The organism is Arthrobacter sp. E1SS-5 (assembly GCF_057073715.1).
This window is the reverse complement of record NZ_CP172703.1, coordinates 4,319,581-4,341,053: the sequence shown is the minus strand read 5'-3', so window position 1 is coordinate 4,341,053 and position 21,473 is coordinate 4,319,581. Positions and strand designations below refer to the sequence as shown.

21 protein-coding genes and 1 riboswitch are annotated in these 21,473 nt (G+C 66.0%); of the genes, 14 read left to right on the top strand and 7 right to left on the bottom strand.

The genetic code is table 11. From position 1 onward, the window contains the following. Genes ACIGJD_RS20240 through ACIGJD_RS20225 form a run of 4 tightly spaced genes read left to right on the top strand, consistent with a single transcriptional unit; the run spans position 1 to position 6,050 of the window. On the top strand, positions 1-2,214 hold the full coding sequence (locus tag ACIGJD_RS20240) for a hypothetical protein (RefSeq protein ID WP_483687693.1): 2,214 nt from the start codon (positions 1-3) through the stop codon (positions 2,212-2,214). A 7-nt stretch (positions 2,215-2,221) separates the two neighbouring features. After that, a complete protein-coding gene (locus tag ACIGJD_RS20235; protein WP_483687692.1) occupies positions 2,222-3,025 on the top strand; it encodes a glycoside hydrolase family 16 protein in 804 nt (267 codons plus the stop codon). Positions 3,026-3,075: 50 nt separating this feature from the next. Next, entirely contained in the window at positions 3,076-5,043 is a 1,968-nt protein-coding gene (locus tag ACIGJD_RS20230; protein ID WP_483687691.1) for a nucleoside/nucleotide kinase family protein, read from the top strand. After that, positions 5,040-6,050 (top strand): aminoglycoside phosphotransferase family protein, encoded by a 1,011-nt coding sequence (locus ACIGJD_RS20225; RefSeq protein WP_483687690.1) that lies wholly within the window; start codon positions 5,040-5,042, stop codon positions 6,048-6,050. Before ACIGJD_RS20230 ends, ACIGJD_RS20225 begins: the two co-directional genes overlap by 4 nt. 36 nt (positions 6,051-6,086) lie before the next feature. Here ACIGJD_RS20225 and ACIGJD_RS20220 read toward each other — a convergent pair whose 3' ends face one another. From ACIGJD_RS20220 to ACIGJD_RS20210, 3 genes are all read right to left on the bottom strand, one after another. Next, positions 6,087-7,574, bottom strand: coding sequence for a lipopolysaccharide biosynthesis protein (locus tag ACIGJD_RS20220; RefSeq protein ID WP_483687689.1), 1,488 nt, complete (start codon positions 7,572-7,574; stop codon positions 6,087-6,089). Continuing rightward, entirely contained in the window at positions 7,571-8,797 is a 1,227-nt protein-coding gene (locus ACIGJD_RS20215; protein ID WP_483687688.1) for a glycosyltransferase, read from the bottom strand. The genes ACIGJD_RS20220 and ACIGJD_RS20215 overlap by 4 nt, the downstream gene beginning before the upstream one ends. A 133-nt stretch (positions 8,798-8,930) precedes the next feature. Continuing rightward, complete coding sequence (locus ACIGJD_RS20210; RefSeq protein ID WP_483687687.1) at positions 8,931-10,046, bottom strand: glycoside hydrolase family 16 protein; 1,116 nt, start codon at positions 10,044-10,046, stop codon at positions 8,931-8,933. 4 nt (positions 10,047-10,050) lie between these two features. Then, a riboswitch (cyclic di-AMP (ydaO/yuaA leader) is annotated at positions 10,051-10,200 on the bottom strand. A gap of 377 nt (positions 10,201-10,577) precedes the next feature. Here ACIGJD_RS20210 and rpsF point away from each other — a divergent pair. The 6 genes from rpsF to ACIGJD_RS20180 all read left to right on the top strand — a co-directional run bounded on the left by rpsF (position 10,578) and on the right by ACIGJD_RS20180 (position 14,060). Further along, entirely contained in the window at positions 10,578-10,883 is a 306-nt protein-coding gene (gene rpsF / locus ACIGJD_RS20205; RefSeq protein WP_015939036.1) for a 30S ribosomal protein S6, read from the top strand. Positions 10,884-10,953: 70 nt separating this feature from the next. Further along, on the top strand, positions 10,954-11,529 hold the full coding sequence (locus ACIGJD_RS20200) for a single-stranded DNA-binding protein (RefSeq protein ID WP_141158852.1): 576 nt from the start codon (positions 10,954-10,956) through the stop codon (positions 11,527-11,529). A 126-nt stretch (positions 11,530-11,655) separates the two neighbouring features. Further along, the gene (gene rpsR, locus ACIGJD_RS20195) at positions 11,656-11,895 is read left to right on the top strand and encodes a 30S ribosomal protein S18 (protein ID WP_003800144.1); all 240 of its coding nucleotides are present in this window, start codon (positions 11,656-11,658) and stop codon (positions 11,893-11,895) included. Between the two features lie 17 nt (positions 11,896-11,912). Continuing rightward, positions 11,913-12,365: a 50S ribosomal protein L9 gene (gene rplI, locus ACIGJD_RS20190; RefSeq protein ID WP_018769834.1), complete on the top strand. Its 453-nt coding sequence runs from the start codon at positions 11,913-11,915 to the stop codon at positions 12,363-12,365. Positions 12,366-12,445: 80 nt separating this feature from the next. Continuing rightward, entirely contained in the window at positions 12,446-13,294 is an 849-nt protein-coding gene (locus tag ACIGJD_RS20185) for a PhzF family phenazine biosynthesis protein (RefSeq protein ID WP_483687686.1), read from the top strand. A 139-nt stretch (positions 13,295-13,433) separates the two neighbouring features. After that, a complete protein-coding gene (locus tag ACIGJD_RS20180) occupies positions 13,434-14,060 on the top strand; it encodes an FMN reductase (protein WP_483689552.1) in 627 nt (208 codons plus the stop codon). Positions 14,061-14,068: 8 nt separating this feature from the next. Here ACIGJD_RS20180 and ACIGJD_RS20175 read toward each other — a convergent pair whose 3' ends face one another. Further along, positions 14,069-14,635, bottom strand: a complete 567-nt coding sequence (locus ACIGJD_RS20175; RefSeq protein WP_483687685.1) for a hypothetical protein — start codon at positions 14,633-14,635, stop codon at positions 14,069-14,071. Between the two features lie 754 nt (positions 14,636-15,389). Here ACIGJD_RS20175 and dnaB point away from each other — a divergent pair. Beyond that, the gene (dnaB, locus tag ACIGJD_RS20170; protein WP_142132093.1) at positions 15,390-16,775 is read left to right on the top strand and encodes a replicative DNA helicase; all 1,386 of its coding nucleotides are present in this window, start codon (positions 15,390-15,392) and stop codon (positions 16,773-16,775) included. Here the strand turns inward: dnaB and ACIGJD_RS20165 are convergent. Together ACIGJD_RS20165 and ACIGJD_RS20160 are read right to left on the bottom strand one after the other, a co-directional pair. Continuing rightward, the gene (locus ACIGJD_RS20165) at positions 16,772-17,746 is read right to left on the bottom strand and encodes an acyl-CoA thioesterase (protein ID WP_483687684.1); all 975 of its coding nucleotides are present in this window, start codon (positions 17,744-17,746) and stop codon (positions 16,772-16,774) included. The two genes, dnaB and ACIGJD_RS20165, sit on opposite strands and share 4 nt — an antisense overlap. A gap of 138 nt (positions 17,747-17,884) precedes the next feature. Then, positions 17,885-18,319, bottom strand: a complete 435-nt coding sequence (locus tag ACIGJD_RS20160) for a DoxX family protein (RefSeq protein ID WP_483687683.1) — start codon at positions 18,317-18,319, stop codon at positions 17,885-17,887. A 100-nt stretch (positions 18,320-18,419) separates the two neighbouring features. Here ACIGJD_RS20160 and ACIGJD_RS20155 point away from each other — a divergent pair, with 100 nt between their 5' ends. The 3 genes from ACIGJD_RS20155 (at position 18,420) to ACIGJD_RS20145 (ending at position 20,880) form a co-directional block, all read left to right on the top strand. Then, complete coding sequence (locus ACIGJD_RS20155) at positions 18,420-19,769, top strand: MATE family efflux transporter (protein ID WP_483687682.1); 1,350 nt, start codon at positions 18,420-18,422, stop codon at positions 19,767-19,769. 46 nt (positions 19,770-19,815) lie between these two features. Further along, positions 19,816-20,406 (top strand): hypothetical protein, encoded by a 591-nt coding sequence (locus tag ACIGJD_RS20150; protein WP_483687681.1) that lies wholly within the window; start codon positions 19,816-19,818, stop codon positions 20,404-20,406. A 96-nt stretch (positions 20,407-20,502) separates the two neighbouring features. Further along, positions 20,503-20,880 (top strand): hypothetical protein, encoded by a 378-nt coding sequence (locus ACIGJD_RS20145; RefSeq protein WP_483687680.1) that lies wholly within the window; start codon positions 20,503-20,505, stop codon positions 20,878-20,880. Between the two features lie 34 nt (positions 20,881-20,914). Here the strand turns inward: ACIGJD_RS20145 and ACIGJD_RS20140 are convergent, their stop codons facing one another. Then, positions 20,915-21,460, bottom strand: coding sequence for a CGNR zinc finger domain-containing protein (locus ACIGJD_RS20140; protein WP_483687679.1), 546 nt, complete (start codon positions 21,458-21,460; stop codon positions 20,915-20,917). Positions 21,461-21,473: the final 13 nt, after the last annotated feature.

The following is a 21,473-nucleotide window of genomic DNA, read 5'->3' as shown; positions in this document are numbered from 1 at the left end:
ATGGCGCTTCTTATCAGGGATGACGTGTCAGGCCCGATGCACTCCCGCACTTCGCTCCGGCGCAGGCCAGGCTACCCGGAGTACGCCCTGGCCCTGCTGGGTGCATTGACGGCGGTCCTGATCCTGTTCGATGCCGGTGGCGAATCCCTGGCCGGAGCCAAACTCCTGGTATGCCTTGCCGTCCCCGGGTGGGCGCTGGTCCGGTGGCTGCGCCATGTGGATCCCGTTGCCCGCTTCGTCTTCACGGTCGTCGCCGGCGCAACCGCTTTCGCACTGATTGCCGCAGTAATGGGCTGGCTCCAGCTCTGGAATCCCCGGCCCGCCGCCGTCGGAATCCTGCTTGTGTCCGTGGCCGTCCTGCTGATCCCCGGGCCACGCACTGCCTGGCAGGCTCCTGCCCGGCTGCCGCGTCCGCAGCTTGCCACCTATGCGCCCTGGCTGGTCCTCCTGGCTGCCATGGTCCTGTGGGCAGCCACACTGGAGTCCACAAACCACCACCTGGGGGACTATGGCCTCCTGACAGCCTTCCCCGCCACCTGGTACATTTCGCTGGCCCTCGTTGTCGCACTGTGCATCTGGAGCGTTGCCCGGCCGGGCGCGCACTCCGGGTGGCTCCCCGGAGCTTCAATCACCGGACTGGTGGTCATCCTCTACTCCTCCGCCGGCCTGCTGACCGACGTGCCCCGCCTGCCCTGGACGTACAAGCACATAGCAGTGACGGACCTCATCCAGACCACCGGCCAGTTCGATCCAAACATTGACATTTACAACCGCTGGCCCGGATTCTTTCTGTTCAGTGCGTTCCTGGGGGAATCGAGCGGCTACAAGGACGCCCTGTCCTACGCCGGCTGGGCCGAGCCCGTGTTTGCCCTGATGAACGTGGCCCTGGTGCTTGCCATCGCCCGGACCTTGACAAAGAATCCGCGGATTTACTGGACCAGTGCGCTGGTTTTCGCGCTCTCCAACTGGCTGAACCAGAATTACTACTCACCGCAGGCGTTTGCCTACACCCTGCACCTGACCATGTGCCTGGTGATCCTCACGTTCCTCCGCGGCACCCCGGCCGGCTGGGTTCAAAGGCTTGAGGACAGGCTCGCCAACCGGTTTTCCAGGTCTGCGCCGGAGCCTGAGGAGGTCAAAACCTACACCGGCCGGCAGCAGGCGCTGGCAATCGTGGCGGTCCTGGTTCTGCAGGCGATGATCGTCATGAGCCACCAGTTGACGCCCTACCTGGCCATCCTGGGGCTGCTTCCCCTCTTCCTGGTGCGCTACTTCAAACCGGCCTGGGTGGCGCCGGCACTGCTGATGATGGCCTTGCTCTACCTTCTTCCGAACGCCGAGTTCGTGAAGGACAAGTACGGCCTGCTCAACAGCTTCGATATCTTTGCCAATGCCGGCTACAAAGCCGCCAGCGGGGCACCGGGCCCGTCCCTCCTCTCCGGGCGGTGGCTGGCACGGGAGGCCCTGGCGTTGTCCCTGTTCACCGCCCTGCTTGCGGGGCTGGGATTCATCCGCAACTTCCTTCGCGGCAACGTCCGCACCACCTTGATCGTGGGCACGTTTGCGGCAACGCCGATCATTGGCCTGTTCGGAACGTCCTACGGCGGAGAGGGCAGGCTCCGGGTCTTTATGTTTGCCCTTCCCTGGCTTGCCATCGGTGCCGCCTGGCTGTTCTGGTCCGGCAAGCTTCCGGGCAGGAAGGCAGTGGTGGGTGCCGCGTCCGCGATCTCAGTCATGGCCATCATGTTCACCACCGTGTACTTCCAGAACGAAGCCAACGTCCGGGTGCCGGCGGCCGATGTATCGGCAAGCCGCTGGCTGGACTCGAATGTCCAAAAGGGCGATGCGGTAGTGGAGACGAACTACCACTTGCCGCTCCTGGTCGGCTCGCACTACTCGTTCTACCTCCGCAGCGGCCAGCTGGTTTCGGTTGCCACAAAGCTGCACAACACGGCCCAGCCGTTCACCGGGGATGACATGCTCGCCTACGTCGACAAGACCAGGGCAGCGGCGAAGATGCGGCCCTCAGACCGGGTCTTCGTAGTGGTGTCGGACCTGCAGCAGCGGACCTCCACAGGCGTTCTCCGGCAGTTCCCCAAGGATGTCCTGGTACCCCTTGAGCACGATTTGGACGTGGCAAGGGGCAGCGACCTGGTCTTTGAGAACAAGTCGGTGAGGATCTACGAGGTTACCCGTGCTGACTGGGGAAAATAGCGGGCGGATGTACCAGGTGTCGGTCGTCACGGTAACGTCGTTGTCCATTGTCGGGGCCGCCTTGCTGGCCCTCCATGGTGACTCGTCCAACGTCACCGATGCGCCCAGGGGGGATCTTCCTTCGTGGCGGCAGACCATGGTCCAGGACTTCGACGTCCCGGCCCCGCTGGGCGCCGTGGGGCAGGTGTACGGGCCGGACATGCGCGGGTATTCGGGGTTCTCCGATTCCTCGGGCTACGGCACGTACACCCCGGACGATGTCCTTTCGGTCCACGATGGCTACCTCGATTTCCACCTCCATTACTCGAACAGCAGGCCACGGGTGGCCAGTGTGATTCCGTTCGGGTATACCGGCCAGACGTACGGGCGGTATTCGGTGAGGTTCCGCTATAACTCCACCCCCGGTTACAAGATCGCCTTCCTCCTCTGGCCGGCCAGCGACAACTGGAATGAGGGGGAAATCGACTGGCCCGAAGGAGCCCTGGACGGATCCCTCTACGGGAACTCCGCCATCAAGGGGACGCGCACGTCCACGGGAATGCAGTTTGATCCCGGAGATAAGAAGTATTCGTCGTCCCAGCCCGGCCAGTGGCATGTTGCCACGATCGAATGGAGCCCGGGACTGGTCCAGTGGTTCCTGGACGACGAGCTGGTGGACCAGACCACCAAACCTAAGGGCGTGCCGCATACCCCGATGCGATGGACACTCCAGGCGGAGACCGCCGATGACGCCACAAGCACCTTTCCCGCCACCGATGTGGACGGGCACGTGCAGGTGGACTGGGTGGTGCAGTATGCCTACACGCCGTAAACGAAGCAATTGCCGTCACCGCGGCCCAGAACACCTTGGGGGATTTCACCATGGATATCACCAGTGACCTTCCTGTTCCCGAAGAGCTGGGGGACATCGGCCGCCCGGCAGGGCAGCCGGTAGCCGGTACCCGGCAAATCCACCCCCGGGTGGCGGCCGTCTTCAGTGTCCTTGACGGGGCCGGGCTGCCCTGGCTGTTGCTCCGCGGCGAGGACGATCTGGCCCTTCCGGCAGGGGATGTTGACCTCCTGGTGGACCGGCAGATCCTGCCCCGCCTGGACGGCCTGATGGCTGACGCGGGATTCTGCCGCGTCCTGGCCTGGGGCCACGGCAGCCATAGGTTCTACTTCTGCTACTCGTCGGAGGAGGATGCCTGGATCAAGCTGGACGTGGTGTCGGAGCTGGCCTTCGGCCCCTGCCAGCAGTGGCGCACGTCGTGGGCGGCGCGGTGCCTGCGCCGCCGGATCCGTCACGGCTCCTACTGGCTCCCCGACGCTGCGGACCAGGCCTGGCTCCTGCTGCTGCATCTGTTCATGGACAAGGGCGATGTGCCGCAGGAGCGGCAGGAACTGGCCCGCGCGGCTGCCAAGGTGGCGGCCGACGGCGGCAGGATCGCGGAGTCGGTCCGGCGGCGGGTGGGTGCCGGGCTGGCAACGGACATGCTGAACCTGGTCCTGGCCGAACGATTCGGGGATGCGCCCGCCATCGCTGCCCGGATGAGGGCTTCGTGGAGCGGCGGCGCTAACGCCAGGCTCATCGCCGCAGCCAACCGGACGCTGCGGCGGTCCGGCGCCCGGGTCCAGGGCCATACCCCCTTGCTGGGCGTCATGGCTCCGGACGGGGCCGGGAAGACAACCCTTTTGAATGGGCTGCACGCGGATGTGCCGTTGCCTACCAAATACGTCTACATGGGCCTGTGGGGGGCGGGGCCCTGGGACAAGGTGCTCAACCGGGTTCCGGGCGGGCGGACGGCCAAGAAGGTTTACCGCCTGGTGCGTGGCGGCGTCCTGGCGAGGTTTTACCGCCGCATGGGCAAGGTGGTGCTGATGGACAGGGTGGCGTATGACGCCCTGCTTGCCGGCTCTGGGGGCGGCCCGCTGGCAAGCCTGAGCAATGCACTGGCAATGGCCGTGATCCCCGCCCCCGATGTACTCCTGGTGCTGGATGTGCCCGGCGCAGTCATGTTTGCGCGGAAGGGTGAACACAGCCCCGAACTCCTGGAATCGTGGCGGAACGACTACCTCATGCTGGCCGGGCGGCTCCGCGGCAGCAGGGTGGTGGATGCTGCGCAGCCGGCAGAGGCTGTGCAGCGCCTGGCCACCGGCATCATCTGGGACTCGTTCTCCCCTCCTGCCGCCAAGGGAACCCGGCATCGCCCTCCCCAGCAGGCCTCCGCCGTCGAACCTCCATCCCAGGCGGGTCCCGCCACGGAGCCCAGCGCCACTGAGGCTCTGTCCCTGCATCTTTGGCGGCTCCTGGACTGGCGGTTCCTGCTTCCCGTCCTGCAGCCCCGGACCCTTGGCTTCGCCGGGAAGGTGGGTCCTGAGGCAGAGTCCGCGCTGCGGTTGCTGGATCCGGATGCGGTCCGGCTGCCCGGAACCGGGCCCGGCGGCAGGACCTGTGACGTGGTGTTGCTGGCCTCGCCCAACGCCGGCGAGATGGAAAGCGCAGGAATGGCGCTGGAACCAGGTGGCTGGATCTGTGTGGAGGCCAGCCGGTCCCTGCTGCAGCGCTCCGGTCCCCGCACCCTGAGGGGCTGGAAACGGACGCTGGAGAGCCACGGTTACCAGGACGTTGCCCTGTACTGGAATGCCCCCAACCGTGAGCGCACCGCAAGGCTGGTTCCGGTGGAGTCCGGCGTGGCCATCAAGGACACCCTGGCCCTGCGGAAGGACGTGCGTTTCGGGGCACTGAAAGCAGCCGCGGTACGCATGGCCCTTGCGCTGCGCGTCTTCGACCTCCTGGTTCCCGAGGGCACCGTCACGGGCCGGCGGCCGGAAAGGAATGAGCAGCCATGAGTTTCGTGGACCAGTTCCTGCGGGACCACTTCGACGAGTTTGCCCTTGACCGGTACGGCCTGGGGAAGAACTGGGAGACGCTGCTGCTGACCCCGCGCTTCGCAACCTCCCGGCACGTGGTGGCCCTGGTGTTTCCCTCCCGGGAAAGGGAACCCGCCCTGGTGGTGAAAGTGCCCCGCCAGCCCGGCGACAACAGTGGTGTGCGTCGTGAGGCCGGCATGCTGGACCAACTCTCGGCCGCCGTCGACAGCTCCGGCGGCGGGGTTCCACGCCTGGTGGGGATCAGGGACGTGGGACCCTTCACGGTCCTCGTGGAAACCGCGTTGACCGGCGTGCCCCTTGATCCGCGGACGGTGGCCGCAGACCTGCCGTCCGCCGTCGCCACCGGAGCGGAGTTTGTGGCGTCCCTTCCCTGCACGCACGCTGCCGCGGACAACACCGACTGGTACCAGCGCGCCGTCGCCGAGCCCCTGGCGGCACTTGAAGGCCTGGCGGGGGATGCCTTCACCGGCCAACTGGTGGAGCGGACCCACCAACTCCTGGCACCCCTGCGCCAGGCGGAGCTGCCCGCCGTCATCGAACACGGCGACCTGAGCCACCCCAACCTGCTCATCAAGCCCGGCGGCGCCCTGCAGGTCATGGACTGGGAACGGTCCCTCACCGACGGCGTGCCCGGGCATGACCTGGTGTTCTACCTCCAGTACCTCAGCGAGTCCAGCGAACAGGCGTTCGCCAGGGAGGCCCAGCTGGCGGCCTTCGACAAGGCGTTCGGCCAGGGCGGGTGGGCCCTCGACCCGCTGTCCCGCCACCTTGGCATGAGGGGAGTGGACCAGTCGCTCCTTCCCCTGCTGGTCGTCGCCACCTGGGCCCGGTCCACGGCCACGCTCGCCGACCGCCTGGCCCAGGAAGCGGAGGTGGATCCCTTACAGGGGAACGGAAAAGTCCGCGCCACCCTCCAGGCCGACAGGGACTTCTGGTTGTGGCGGCACGTGGTGGAAGCCGTTTAGGGGCAACAAGTTCCCCGTCCCAGGGGGCAGGAAACCCTAGGAGGTCGGGCTTTCCGCCGCTCCCGAACTTTCATGGTTGCGCCTGAACAGACCGAGTATCTCGTCGTGCAGCTCCCGGTAGCCGAACCGCAGCACCGCGTACACCACCGCTACGCCGGCAACCACCATGACCGCCAGCGTGGGGACGGGCCCCAGCGCATGCCGCGCGAGGTTCAGGAGGCCCACCAGCCCCACCGCGGCGCCGCACACCAGGCCGGGTGCCGCGGAGCGGAGCATGCGGCGCATCCTGGTTCCCATTACTTTGGCGGCTACCGCCTGCATGCCGAACGCGAAGACCACAGCCACCACCATCTGGGCACAGGCAACCCCCACAATGCCCCAGCGCGTGGCAAAGATCAGCGCGGGGAGGAGGACCACCAGGCGGACCACGGAAATCCAGATGGAAAGCCCCGGCCTGCCCATGGCCTTGTAGACGTCGTTGGCGCCGGCGCCAAGGGACCGGGCCGCCGCGTACAGCGCAAGGAATACCAGCGGCGTGACTGATTGCTCCCACTGCTGGCCAAACAGGACCGGTACCAGGACGGGGGCCACCACGGCCAGTCCCACGCCCGCCGTAATGCCGTACAGCGCCTGCACCGTGACACTTTTCAGGTACCCGTCCCGCAGCCGCTGCCGGTCCCCGCGGACCTGGGTATACAGGGGGAACAGCACGGTGGAGAGCACGAAGAAGACGTTCAGGATCAAGGCTTCGGGCAGCCGGAAGGCGAGGGTATAGAGGCCCAGGGCCTGCGCGCCCAGGATGACGCCGATCACCAGGTAGTCGACGTCGAAAATCGCCCTGGCCAGCAAGGTGCTGCCGGCGACGGGGGCGCCAAAGCGGACGTTCTCGCCGATTGCGCTGCGACTCACCCGCCACAGCTGCCAGGGCGCCTCGTGGCGGATCAGGAACCAGCAGGTGGCGGCGTAGGCCACGGACCCGGCAGCTGTTCCGACGGCGAGCGACCAGGCGCCGTGGCCGGTGAAGGCCAGGTAGAGGGTCACCGTTCCCATGGTTGCGGCGCGGAGCACCGGAGCCGCCGTCAGCTGCCTGAACTTCAGGTCCCGGCGCATGATGGCCTCCGGGACGGCACCGCACGCGGTGGCCAGCACTGAAACGCCCAGGACCTGCACCAGCGGGGCCACACCGTCGAGCCCAACGACGTCCTCCACGGTGTCGGCGGCGAGCACCGCCGCCAGGGCCAGGCCCACACCCAGGGCAACGGAAAGCAGCAGTGCCGAGCGCGCTATGACGGGTGTCCTGGGGAGATAGACCAGCGCCTGCCCCACGCCGGCGTCAGCGATGGTTTCCGCATATGCCATGAGCACCAGTGCCAGGGCAACGAGGCCATATTCCGCAGGTGACAGGAGCCGCGCCAGCACCACCGTGGTGACCAGCACGATCACCCTGCCGGAGGCAAAGGCCATGCCCTGCCACAGGGCCCCCCGGACGCCCTTGCGTTCCAATTCCCCCGGCGCGTATGTCACGGTTGCCTGTTCGGTTGGGAGAGTACCCCGGCCGGGGAAGACGCAGCAACAGCCGCACGGACCTCCGCCAGGTATTCCCCGGCGACGGTTTCCCAGGTCCGGACAGGGGTGGCTCGTCCGGTGGCTCCTCCGGTGGTTCCGCCTCGAAGCGTGCCCTGCCCAGGTCCTTCCGGCGGCCCTTGCCCCGCCCGGGGATGGGTAAGTTGCTCCACCACCCTGCGGACAAGTGCCTCAGTGCTGCCTTCAACGGCCAGCAGCGGATGCGCGGGCAGTTCCCTGGCGGCCACCGGCGTCGCCACCACGGGCAGCCCGGCTGCCAGGGCTTCCAGTACCGAGTTCCGGATGCCCACGCCGTGCTCGTCCGGGAAGACTGCCACGTCGGCCCCGTGGAAAACATCCAGGATGGAGGGCACGTTGGCCAGGACATCCACCTGTGGGCCGGCCAGCGCCTGCACAGCGGGTATGGGCCGGCGCCCCGCGATGACGAAGCGGGCGTCCGGGACCTCCCGCCACACCTGGGGCGCGATCCTTTGAACCAATACGGTGGCACTGTCCACATTGGGGGCATAGTTGAGGCTGCCCGCGAAGCACACCACGGGTACGTCCCCCCGCCGGCGGGGTCCTGTTGCCACTTCCGTTCCGTTGGGGATGCTCCTGACCGGCCTGTCCAGCCTGGCGGACCACGCGGCAGCATCCTGGGCCCCGACGGTCAGCAGGCGCGCTCGTGGCGGCAAATGCCGTTCAGCGCGTGCCGCCAACTCTTCACGCAGCCGGTAGGCGGGCCGGAAGGTCCGCGCAATCGCGGTGTCCATGCCGGCCCGGATGGACCAAGGGTCCACCGTCTGCAGCACCAGGGGCCCGGTGATGTGGTGGGAGAGGAAAAGGGCGTGCGGTCCATGGATGAGCGTGGCGTCCTGGCCGGCGGACAGGCGGGCGGCTGCAGCGCGGGCGGAGGGTGTGGAGCGCCGCTGTTTTCCCAAGCCGGTGAGGCCGCCCAGGGACCGCACGAAGGCTGAAAGTTCTTCCCGCGGTGCCAGTTCATACACCGTTTCACACCGGTTCCTGATGTCTTCCGGTACCGGAACGGGGCCGGAGAACGTCAGCAGCGTGACGGCAACATCGGCAGGAAGGTGGAGGATCACCTCGTGCGGAATCATGGAGCTTCCATCGCCCAGTTCCGGGTCCCGGTTGGGCACGCTTTCCGTCACGTACAGGAGCTTCATTGCAAGAGTGTAATGGATCACACTGGGCGTGGAAGGGTTGCTTTAGGCAACCTTGAGGGAAACCACAGGAAAAGCGAAAGGACGACGGCGGGAGGTCCCGCCGTCGTCCTTCATTACATAGGTGAGTGGCTGGCTACTGCCAGGCCCGCACGTAGTCCACCAGCATCTGGGACTGGGGGCCGTAGGCCGGGTTCGTTGACGAGGCGCCCACGTTCAGCACGATGTACTGCGGGGCGTTTCCGTCATTCGTGGGGTAGGACTTGACCTTGACGCCGTCGAAGTACACATCGGAGGAGTTTGCCATCCGGTGCAGCCCGAATGTGTGGTACTCGTTGGCCCAGTTCCCGCCTACGCCGCCCTGGTTCTGGGAGCCGGAAGTGGAATGGTAATTAACGGTCATCCTGGCCTGCAGCACCTCGGCGATGTCGTTCTCGCCGGTGGCCGGCCAGGACTGTCCCGTGGTCCAGAACGCGGGCCAGTTGTAGAGGCCATTTGCGTTGCCGGGGAACTTGATACGGGCCTCCACGTAGCCGGTGGTGAATTGGAAGCCCGTGCCTGCCCCGCCCTTCGGGTTGGTCGACACCAACGCGCCGGAGGTGGAGGATGCCAGGCCCAGGGCAAGGTTTCCGTTGGCCACCGAGACGTTCGCGGGGCTGGTGGTGACCTTGTTCATGGTTCCGCAGCCGGGGGAGAACCAGCAGCCGGACCACTTGGCCGTGTCCAGTCCGGCGCCGGTGAAGTCATCGGCAAACGCCAGGGTCCAGTTCCCGGGCACTCCGGTGGGCATCGGCGCGCCGCTGTTGGCGAGCTGGGCTGCGGCGGGCGCCACGGCGATGGGAGCCTCGGGGGTGGCCGCGGAGGCGCGTGCCGGTGGCTCCGGGACGGCAGCGGCCTGGGGCGGCGCCGGGACTGGCGCGGGAGCGCTGGCCGTGGGGGGTGCGGGAGCCGGCGTGGCTGGGGCAGGAGCAACTGAAGGCTCCTGCGTGGGGACATCGTTTACGGGGACACCACTGCCGGTGTCGGAGGCGCTCGCCACCCGGGCTACATCCGTGGGGTGGGTGCTGTTTGCCAGGCCGAGGCCCAGGGAAGCCGCCCCGAGGAGCGCTGCGGCGAGGCCGGCAGCCAGGGGCCAGGACCGCCGCGCGGGGCCTTGTTTCGCCTCGGAGGAAGAAGGAAGGGGAGTGCCGGAAACTGTCTCGTTCTGATAACGGGGCGCTGGGTCGGCGCTGTGGTTGCGGTGTGCGGGCATGCGGAAGTTACCTCTCAACGCCTGCGGAGTTAGCTGTCGGGTTCGGATGAGGCATCCGGCCGCGTAGGGGCGGCTTCACCCCAGGGCAGGCGCAAGCCAGGCCCGTGAGACTTTGGGTTCCCCGCCTCTGCCTGGTACTTGGTGGATCACCGGAAGCGGCAGAGCTGGGCGTCATCCGGGATTGGGGCCGGCTGGGGGCGGCCCCCGCTCGACCGTACACGAATCCGGAGCTTAAATCACAATTAGGTAACGGGACTCACGCGGCGGCAGGTGGGAAGTGCCTCAAGCCGGAAGCGGCCTGGCCCTGGGCCGGTTTTCCACATAGCAGCACCGAACATCCCCGCGCCCGGCAGCATCCGGCTAGCTTTGAGTCAAGCGCGAATCGCCTATCGGGTCCAAATGCACTAGGATATTGAAGTCTGTGCTGCGTCCTGCCTCCGTTCCGGCGGCTAGGCATTGCATGGAATCGCAAATGAACCTCCTGTTACGGAAATGCCGTAACCGCTTAGCCCAAAGGAGGTGGGTTCACATATGCGTCCTTACGAATTGATGGTAATCATCGACCCCGAGGTCGAAGAGCGTACCGTTGAGCCGTCGCTTCAGAAGTTCCTGAACGTCATCACCAACGATGGTGGAACCATCGAAAAGGTTGACATCTGGGGCCGTCGCCGTCTGGCTTACGACATCAAGAAGAAGTCCGAAGGTATCTACGCCGTGGTGAACTTCACCGCCAAGCCGGAGACCGCCAAGGAACTTGACCGCCAGCTGTCTCTTAACGAGACCATCATGCGCACCAAGATCACCCGCCCCGAAGAGCAGAAGGTTGTTGCTGAGTAATTCAGCCGGCTTCATTCTTTACCCCGCAGGAAACGCACTCTTCACCCAGGATCGAACAAGGAGGCAGTAGATGGCAGGCGAGACCACCATTACGGTCATCGGTAACCTCACCAATGACCCGGAATTGCGGTTCACACCGTCCGGTTCGGCAGTAGCGAACTTCACCATCGCTTCCACCCCCCGTACCTTTGATCGCCAGTCCAACGAGTGGAAGGACGGGGAGACCCTGTTCCTCCGCGCCGCTGTCTGGCGTGAAGCAGCCGAAAACGTTGCCGAATCCCTCACCAAGGGAATGCGCGTCATCGTTACCGGCCGCTTGAAGAGCCGCTCCTACGAAACAAAAGAAGGCGAAAAGCGCACCGTTATTGAGCTTGAGGTCGACGAAATCGGCCCGAGCCTGCGCTACGCCAACGCCAAGGTCAACCGCACCCAGCGCTCCGGCGGACAGGGTGGCGGCGGCTTCGGCGGCGGCAACAGCGGCGGTGGCTTCGGAGGCGGCAACTCTGGTGGAAACCAGGGCGGCAACTCCGGCGGAGGCTGGGGCGGCGGCAACCAGCAGGCTGCACAGGACGATCCCTGGGCCACGCCCGGTGTATCCAACGCAGGCGGCTGGGGCAACGGCCCCGATTCCGAACCTCCCTTCTAAAACCCAAACAACGGCCCGGCGCCGGAACTGCCAGGGTGCGCAACGCACCCAAAGCAGCTGCCGCCGTCGGACCACCACCATCCCGTGGATCAATATCCACGGGCTCCCTAGAATAGGAGCTCCACGATGGCTAAGGCTGAACTCCGTAAGCCCAAACCAAAGTCCAACCCCTTGAAGGCCGCTGACATCACTGTCATCGACTACAAGGACGTAGCATTGCTGCGCAAGTTCATCTCCGACCGCGGCAAGATCCGCGCCCGTCGCGTCACTGGCGTTACGGTGCAGGAACAGCGCAAGATCGCCCAGGCAATCAAGAACGCCCGCGAAGTTGCTCTGCTGCCTTACTCCGGCGCTGGCCGCGGCTAAGGAAGGGATTAACTAACATGGCAAAGCTCATTCTGACCCACGAAGTTACCGGTCTCGGTGCTGCCGGCGATGTTGTCGAGGTCAAGGACGGTTACGCACGTAACTACCTGCTGCCCCGCAACTTCGCCCTGACCTGGTCCAAGGGTGGCGAGAAGCAGGTTGAGTCCATCAAGGCTGCCCGCGCTGCCCGCGAGCACGCTTCCCTGGAAGACGCTCAGAAGCAGGCTGCTGCACTGTCCGCCAAGCCGGTCAAGCTGGTCGTCAAGGCCGGCGAGTCAGGCCGCCTGTTCGGCACCGTCAAGCAGGGCGACGTCGCCGACGCTGTTGAGGCCGCTGGCCTTGGCAAGATCGACAAGCGCAAGGTTGAACTGCCGGCCCACATCAAGTCGGTTGGTTCCTACCAGGCCAACGTCCGCCTCCACGCTGACGTTGCTGCTGTGATCGAACTCGACGTGGTGGCAGGAAAGTAATTTCCCACTCCACGTCACGACCCCCGTTGCCGGTTTCCGGCGGCGGGGGTCTTTCGTTTTGGCGGTGGTAGCCCGCTCCGGTGAACCCGACACCCCGCAGCCGTCCTTTCCACCAGGTGGATGTATTCGCCAGCCAGCCCTACCGCGGCAACCCACTCGCCGTCGTCCTTGATGCCCAGGGCTTGGATGCCGCGACGATGCAGCACTTCGCCAACTGGACAAACCTTTCGGAAACCACCTTCCTCCTCCCGCCCGAGGATCCCCGCGCTGATTACAGGGTCCGGATCTTCACGGGCTCGGAGGAGTTCCCGTTCGCGGGCCACCCCACGCTGGGTTCGGCCCACACCTGGCTGGAAGCCGGCGGAGTGCCAAAGGCGGACGGGTATCTGGTGCAGGAGTGCGGGGCCGGGCTGGTGAGGGTAAGGCGCGACGGCGGGAGGCTGGCTTTCGCGGCACCACCCCTGACGCGCTTCGGCCCCGTGGAAGCGCCGGTGCGCCGGCAGTTGGCGGCAGCACTGCGATTGCCTATTGATGATCTCCTCGGTGCCGCCTGGCTGGTCAACGGTCCGGAATGGATCGGGGTCCTCCTGGGGTCTGCCGAACAGGTGCTGTCCCTTGAGCCGGACCAGGCAGCCATGGGCGGCCTGAAGGTTGGAGTCATTGGGCCTCATGCAGCAGGTGCCGGTACCGACTTTGAGGTCCGCACGTTCCTGCCGGGCGACGCCATGGTGGAGGACCCGGTCACGGGCAGTTTCAACGCCGGAGCCGCACAGTGGCTGATTGGAAGTGGACGTGCGCCGGAGCAGTACATCGCCGCCCAGGGGACCGTCCTGGGGCGGGCGGGGCGCATCCACATCAGTGCTGAGGGCGGGGAGATCTGGGTGGGCGGCGATTCCTCCACCTGCATCAAGGGGAGCGTGCTGCTCTGAGCAGGGCGGGGTTCCGGTCAGAGATGACGGGATCCGGGTCCCCCGGACCTGTGCGGGAATACTTCGAAGCTGCCGGCAGTTCATCGGTATAGATGCATATGCATGTATGATGAAACTGAACAAGCACCAGGAGAATGTCATGGAAACCCGCCGCATCACCGTCCTTTCCGCCGGTCTCGGCGTCCCCTCATCCAGCCGGCTGCTGGCGGACCAGCTCGCGGCAGCCGCCCAGCGTCAGCTCAAGGCGGGCGGCTTCGACGTGGCAGTGGATATCGTCGAACTCCGTGATCTGGCGGTGGACATCGCCAACAACTTCGTGACCGGCTACGCCGCACCGCGTTTGGCGGAAGTTATCGCCGGGGTGGAGGCATCGGACGGGATTATCGCCGTAACACCGGTTTTCAGCGCGTCCTACAGCGGCCTCTTCAAGTCCTTCTTTGATGTCCTGGACCCCAAGTCGCTGGACGGCAAGGCAGTCCTGCTGGGCGCCACCGGCGGCACGGACCGGCACCAGATGGTCCTGGACTACGCACTGCGGCCGCTTTTCAGCTACCTTCGTACCCGCATGGCTGCAACCGGCGTCTTTGCGGGACCCCAGGATTGGGGCACCGCGGAAGAGGGCGGTGGATCACTTGCGGACCGCATCGAGCGTGCCGCCGGCGAATTCGCGCGGTTGCTTGAGGGGCCGCAGCCGGGCCGGAAGCCCGCTCCGCTGGAATCCCTGCCTTTCGAGCAGCTGCTGGCGGGTATCGCAGGGCCCCGCTAGTCCACCCTCTAGTCATCCAGCAGCGCGATGAACTCCCGCGCCTGGGTGAGTGAGATGTCAGAGTGCCGGGTCAAGGCGCTGGCCGCCGCCTCCGTGTCGCCGCTCCGCGCCAGGGTACGGATCCTGCCATAGATCTCGTCGTTGAGCATGTTGCTGCTCACCTCGCGCGTGACGTCGCCTTTGCTGGCAATGGCCCGGTACCGGTAGGGGAACCGCTGCGGCTCCTCGTCGTCCTCCTCAACGGCCGGTGCCGGTTCCTGGTGCCGGTAAGGCTGTGGGTGGGCGGCCAGGGCGCCCACGGCGTCCCGTGAGGCCCGCAGCCCCTCTCCGGTGATCTCGTAGTACAACTTGATGGCGGCCATGGCCTGGCCCTGCGCAATCAACGCGTAAAGCCGCCGGTGTTCGTCTTCCGACAACCGGTCCGCCGCCGTCCGGGCCAGCTCCAGTGATGTCGCGGCGGGCTGGGCGGGGGCGGAGGGGCGTGCAGCCCTGCGCCTCCGGGTGGCGCGGTACGCCACCGTCACCCCCGCAACCACCACGAGCAGGATAAGGACCGGGACCACAAGGGATTCCATTTTTACGAGCCGTTCTGTTTACTTCCTGGCCCTTGCCAGGTGCGATTGCTTTGCTGGCCATCCGCCCAGCCATCTTCCTGCTGCTGGTTGTACAGCTGCATGTTCTGGCTACCAAAATCTTAATCCAGATCATGGTTATCCACAGCACTGTTCACCGGTGGACATACAGCCCCGGCTACTGCCCGTCAAACTCCCAGTGTGGAATATGAGCAGGGACACGGCGTGGACCTACAACCCCCGGGGGCATACTTCCCGCCTGCTTCCCGGCGCCTGGCGCCAACGGGCCTGTGGATGAAATTCCGCCAAAGAAATATTTACTCCACATGCCAAATTTAGCGTTTGCGCAGGTCAGCACACTATTCGGGGTCGAAAAACTTTTATATCCACAGGCTTCCCCACAGGCTGTGCACAAGCTATGCCCCGTACTGCACAGGTTATCCACAACCGTTCCGGCATGCTGGCTTTGCTGCCGGCACCCCGGCGGTTAGCGTAGCGGGGTACCTGTTCTCCACGGCCGAAACAGGGCCCACCCTGCTTCGATTCGGATCCCACTCTGCCGCCTTTCCCGCGTACCTGTGGAAAAGCTGTGGATACTGGGGATAACTCCAGCAGGCTTGTGCGGGAACCCCCTGGGGCACTCGATTGTCAGAGCCGGTGGATAGAACTGGACAAGTAGCGGAAGCCGGATTTTCCGGAGGCCGCGAGCAGGATGGATCACCGGACGCAGGCCCGGTACGAATGAAGGACGGCAGCTTTGTCAATCGCGCATCTGGACCCTGTCGAGGCAACCCGTGGATCGGACGCCAGCAGGAAGCCCCCGCAGGACATCGCCGCCGAACAGTCGGTGCTGGGTGGCATGATGCTCTCCAAGGACGCCATCGCCGATGTTGTGGAAATCCTCCGCGGCCAGGACTTTTACCGGCCCGCCCACGAGACCATTTACGAAGCGATCATCGACCTGTACGGCCGGGGCGAACCTGCGGACGCCGTCACTGTTTCCGATGAACTGACCAAGCGGGCTGAAATCAACAGGATCGGCGGCCCCGCCTACCTGCACGAACTGATCCAGACCGTCCCCACTGCGGCCAACGCCGGCTACTACGCCGAAATCGTGGCCGAGCGTGCGGTGCTACGCCGGCTGGTGAACGCCGGCACCAAGATCGTCCAGTTGGGCTACGGGTCCGACGGCGAGGTGGAGGACCTGGTTAACCAGGCGCAGGCAGAGGTTTATGCCGTAGCCGAACGCCGCACCGCGGAAGACTACGTGGTGCTGAAGGACGTCATGGAGTCCACGGTGGACGAAATCGAGGCGTCGGGCCACCGCGGGGAAGGCATGGTGGGCGTCCCCACCGGCTTCTACGAACTCGACGAACTGACCCACGGACTCCACCCCGGCCAGATGATCGTCATCGCCGCCCGTCCCGCCGTCGGCAAGTCAACCTTCGCCCTGGACTTCGCCCGCTCCGCAGCCATCAAGCACAACCTGGCCACTGTCATGTTCTCCCTGGAAATGGGCCGGAACGAGATCGCCATGCGCCTGCTCTCAGCCGAGGCCACCATCAGCCTCCAGGATCTCCGCAAGGGCACCATCAAGGACGAGCAGTGGTCCAAGATCGCCACCACCATGGGGCGAATGAATGAGGCCCCGCTGTTCATCGACGACAGCCCCAACATGTCCCTGATGGAGATCCGGGCCAAATGCCGCCGGCTCAAGCAGCAGCACGACCTCAAGCTCGTGGTCCTGGATTACCTCCAGCTCATGAGTTCCGGCAAAAAGGTTGAGTCCCGCCAGCAGGAGGTCTCCGAGTTCTCACGTGCACTGAAGCTCCTGGCCAAGGAACTCCAGGTCCCCGTAATCGCCCTGTCCCAGCTGAACCGTGGATCGGAACAGCGCCAGGACAAGCGGCCCATGGTCTCCGACCTCCGTGAGTCCGGCTCCATCGAGCAGGACGCCGACATGGTCATCCTGCTCCACCGTGAAGACGTCTACGACAAGGAGTCTCCGCGCGCAGGCGAGGCGGACATCCTGGTGGCCAAGCACCGTAACGGTCCCACCAAGGACATCGTGGTGGCGTTCCAGGGCCATTACTCACGGTTCGCCAACATGGCCGGTGACGGCGGTGGCGGTGGGGGCTTCTAAGCGCCCTGCGCCAGCAGATGGTTGGGCAGCCGGTTCCCGGGCGCCGTTCCCCGGATCTCCAGGAGTTCGCGGGCGTGAGCGTGGAGCCGTTTGTCTTCGTCGCTGACAGGCACCCAGGCGGGGACGGGCACTGAGGTGCCCTCGTCGTCGCGCGCCACCATCACGGTGAGGCAGTAGGTGGTGAGGTTCAGTTCCCGGCCCTTGGGGTCGCCGGAACGGACGTGGACGGCGATGTGCATGCCCTTGGTCCCGGTGTATACCAGCCGGGCTTCCACCTCCACTACGTGGCCGATCAGCAGCGGCCGGTAGAAGCGCACTCCACCGGAGAACACCGCCACGGTATCCCGGCCGCAGTAGCGTGAGGCGCACACGTAGGCGGCCTCATCGATCCACTTCATCACAATGCCGCCGTGGACCTTGCCGCCCCAGTTCACGTCGGTGGGCGCGGCCATGAACCGCAGCGTCACCCGTTCGGCGGTGCCGGCGTCGGTATATTCCTGCCGGTTCATAGCTTCCACGATCTGCTCGCGGACCTTGATCCTGGCCAGCGCGTGGTCCCGCTGCTCAATCTCCTCCGGCGTGACAGGCTCGAACTGCGGCACCGGGACGGGCTTGCCGTCCGCTCCCACGGCCACGAAGATGACCATGCACGTGCTGCGCATCGTGGCAGGGCCGCCTTTCGGGTCGCCGGAGGAGACCACTGTATGGATGTGCATGGATGACCGTCCGGTGTAGACGATGGTGGCCTCCACCTCCACCATGTCGCCGCTGTTGACGGGGTCGGCGAAATGGATGTTGCCCACATAGGCGGTCACGCAATAGGCCTTGGCCCATCCCACCGCTGCGGCATATGCGGCCTTGTCCACCCACTCGAGTACAGTGCCCGCATCCACTGATCCACTATGGCCCACGTCGGTGGGGGCGGCCAGGAAGCGGAGGGTCACGGAGTTGGGCCGGCCGGTCTCAGTCATGGTGCGATCTTACTGACGGCCCCGGTTACCGGCCGGTTGGGGCCGCAACAATCCGCGCGCCCGCATTAACCACGACGGCGGCCACGCACCTTTGTGCGTGGCCGCCGTCAGGCAGTGCTGCTTCAATCCGGGCCGGGCCTAGGCCAGGGCCGCCAGCCTGGAAGTGCGGCGGGCGAAGAGCGCGCGGTCCACGGAGAAACGGCCGGCGCCGGTGAGGGCCAGCGCGAATGACGCTGCGGCCAGGAGCAGGACCAGTTCATACCCTCCGTTCGCGGCAAAGATGCCGGCAGGGGCATGAACCAGGAAGAGGGCGCCGAGCATGTCCAGGACAAGGAGTCCGGCTACCACGCGGGTGAGGATGCCCAGGATCAAGGCAATGCCGCCGGCCAGTTCCAGGACGGCGATGGCCGGGGCCATGACGTCGGCCGCAGGCACCCCCATCTTGGCGAAGGAGGCCTGGGTGCCCGCGATGGTCCACTCATTGAACTTTTGCCAGCCGTGGGCTGCAAAGAGGAAGCCGAGGACCAGGCGGAGGGCTGTAAGGGCAGTGGTGGTCAGTTGTGGCTGGTTCATGGGTCCACTCTCTCCGAAGCTTAGTTGAAGTGTCAACTATCGGAGGTGGAATGTGGGTCATCTCATGTCGGCTGTCGGAGGGCGCTATTAAGCTGTCACCGTGCCCCAACAACCTGCCCCCGTGTTTCCGGCCACCCGCGGACCGGCCCGGGAGATACTCCGCCTCGCCGTCCCCGCCTTCGGGGCGCTGGTGGCCGAACCCCTCTTCCTGTTGGCGGACTCCGCCATCGTGGGGCATCTCGGCGTCGCCCAGCTTGCGGGGGTGGGGCTGGCATCGGCCGTGCTGCAGACCGCCGTCGGACTCATGGTTTTCCTGGCCTACTCAACCACTCCGGCTGTTGCCCGGGCCATCGGTGACGGGCAGCTGGGCAAGGCCCTGGCGGCGGGTCGCGACGGCGTATGGCTGGCTTTGATCCTTGGCGTGCTCCTTGCGGTGGCCGGCTTTGCCGCTGCGGACCCGCTGGTGGACCTCCTGGGTGCCGAGGGCAGCGTCCGGACGTTCGCCGTCAACTACTTCCGCTGGTCCATGCCGGGGCTGGTGGCCATGCTGTTGATCTTTGCCGGTACCGGTGTGCTGCGCGGCCTGCAGGACACGCGAACCCCGTTGGTGGTGGCCACCGCCGGATTCGGCGTCAATATCATCCTGAACCTCTGGCTGGTCTACGGCCTGGGCTTGTCCGTGGTGGGCTCCGCTGTGGGGACAAGCCTGGCGCAGTGGGCCATGGCAGCCGTATATGTGGTGATGGTGCGCCGGAACGCTGTGCGCCACGGCGTAAGCCTGTTGCCCAGCTGGCGGGGCATCCGCAGCTTGAGCCGCGTGGGGTCCTGGCTCATGCTGCGGACTCTTAGCCTGCGCGCCGCGATCCTGGCCACGGTGCTGGTCGCAACGGCCCAGGGCGAGGTGAACCTCGCCGCGCACCAGCTGGCCATGACCATCTTTTCCTTCCTGGCGTTCGCGCTCGATGCCCTGGCCATCGCCGCCCAGGCGCTTATTGGCAAGGAGCTCGGCGCATCCAATGCAGTCCGGGCCCGGCTGCTGACCGGGACCATGATCCGCTGGGGCGCAGGCTTCGGCGTGCTGACCGGCCTGCTGCTGGCCGCGGCGGCACCTTGGGCCGGGGCGCTGTTTACCCCTGACCACCAGGTGCAGCAGGTGCTTATGGTGGCACTCTGGGTCCTGGCCGCGGGGCAGCCCATCGCCGGTTACGTCTTTGTCCTGGATGGTGTGCTGATCGGCGCGGGGGACGCGCGGTACCTCGCCCTCGCGGGGCTGGTAAACCTCATGGTTTACGTGCCGCTGCTGGCTTGGGTTGCTTTGTCCGGCGCCGACGGCGCCTCCGGGCTCGGCTGGCTCTGGGTTGCCTTCGCGCTGGGGTACATGGCGGTGCGCGCAGTCACCCTGGGCCTGCGTTCGCGCTCCGACCGCTGGATGGTGCTCGGCTCCGCCTGAGGCGGCCCCGGTTAGACCTCCCAGCCGCCCCCACTAAACTGGACCGGTGACGCAACCATCCACCCCCGCGGGCGCTGCTCCCGGAACCGCCCCCCGTAACGACCTCTGGAAGCCGGTCCTGCTCCGATCGGCTGCTGCGCTGGTGTTTGGCGCGGTGACGGTCTTCTGGACTTCTCCGTCCGTGGAGGTCATGGGCTGGGCCGGCGGGCTCTACCTCCTGGCCGCCGGTGTGGTGTCGCTCCGCGCCGTCCCCGCGTCGGGCTTCGCCCCGAACTCTGCCCCCGGCAAGCTGCTTTCCGCCGGCGGAGCAGTCCTGGCCGGTGCCGGCTTCGCCGTGCTCCTCCTGCACAGTGACCTGTTGTTCGGGGTGATCGCAGCCCTGGGGCTGAGTGTGGCCGGCGTCATTGAGCTGGCATGTGGCCTTCAGTACAAGGGCCGCCACGTGCTCGCCCGGGACTGGATTACCTCGGGGATTATCGGCATCGGGACAGCGGTGCTCCTGCCGTTTTTCATCAACCTCGGCGCCCACGCGCTGTTGGGTGTAGCCGGTGGCGGAGCAATCATTTCCGGTGTCCTGTGGGTACTTTCCGGCCTGACCCTGCGGCACGATGCCCGCGCCGGGGCAGGAAAGCCGTAAACTAGGAGGAGTGCCTTCTACTTTATGTAGAAAATGGGTGCGACACCGCAAACGCAAACCAGGCCGGCCCGGCGCCGCCTGCAGGAAGGAACCACTGTGGCTGACCAGCATCAAGGAAAACCGCGCAAGCTGCGGACCTCGGTGAAGGGTCCCCTGATGTTTTCGGCATTCTGGGCCGTCGTCGCCTTCATTGCGGTGTTGATCTTCGCCTCCGGCGGTAGCGCCCGCGCACCCCGCTTCGACCTCGCCTTCACTGCGGCCGGCATCGCCTTCATCGTCACCCTGGTGATCGCCGCGATGCTGTCCATGAGCTACAAGGAGAACGCGGAACACCTGGGCAAGGGCTCCGGCGTTAACCTGAGTTCGGCGCCTAAAGCGCCGCCCCACGGAGGCTCCAGCCACGGCTTCGGTGCTCCCGGCAGCCAAACCCCGCCGGCCCCCGGTGACGGCACGGACGGCACCCCCCAGCGCTAGCAGGACTTCCCGCCGTCAGAACTGCCCGTTCCCGCTAGCCCGCCGCCGCCTGCCTGGCGCGGTAGGCGGCAACATGGGCGCGGTTGGCACAGTTACCGGTATCGCAGTACCGCTTGGACCGGTTGCGGCTCAGGTCCAGCACGGCGGCGTCGCAGTCCTCTGACTCGCAGATGCGCAGCCGGTCCATTTCCTTGCTGCGGATGACGTCAGCCAGGGCCATTGCCGCCTCGGTACTCATCCGGTCCGCCAGGGGCGCCTCCGGTGCCGTGGCGTGCAGGTGCCAGTCCCACCCGTCGTGCTTCATCAACTGCGGCAGGGCGTTCGCGTCGCGCAGCAGCCGGTTGACTGTGTCCACGGCGGCGTCCTCATCCGCTGTCCAAGCAACTGCCAGTTCGCGGCGCAGCTGCAGCACGCTTTCCAGTTCCGCGGCATCCCGGTTCCGTGCTCCGGAAAATCCCTCCGCGTCCAGAAAGTTGTCCAGGTCCGTAACGGAGGCCAGCCCTTCCCTGCCGTTTGCCGCGGTGTTGATGAGGTTCACCACCGTGCGCAGCGCCACTTCCGTGTCAGGGGCGAAAACCATGTTGACTCCTTAC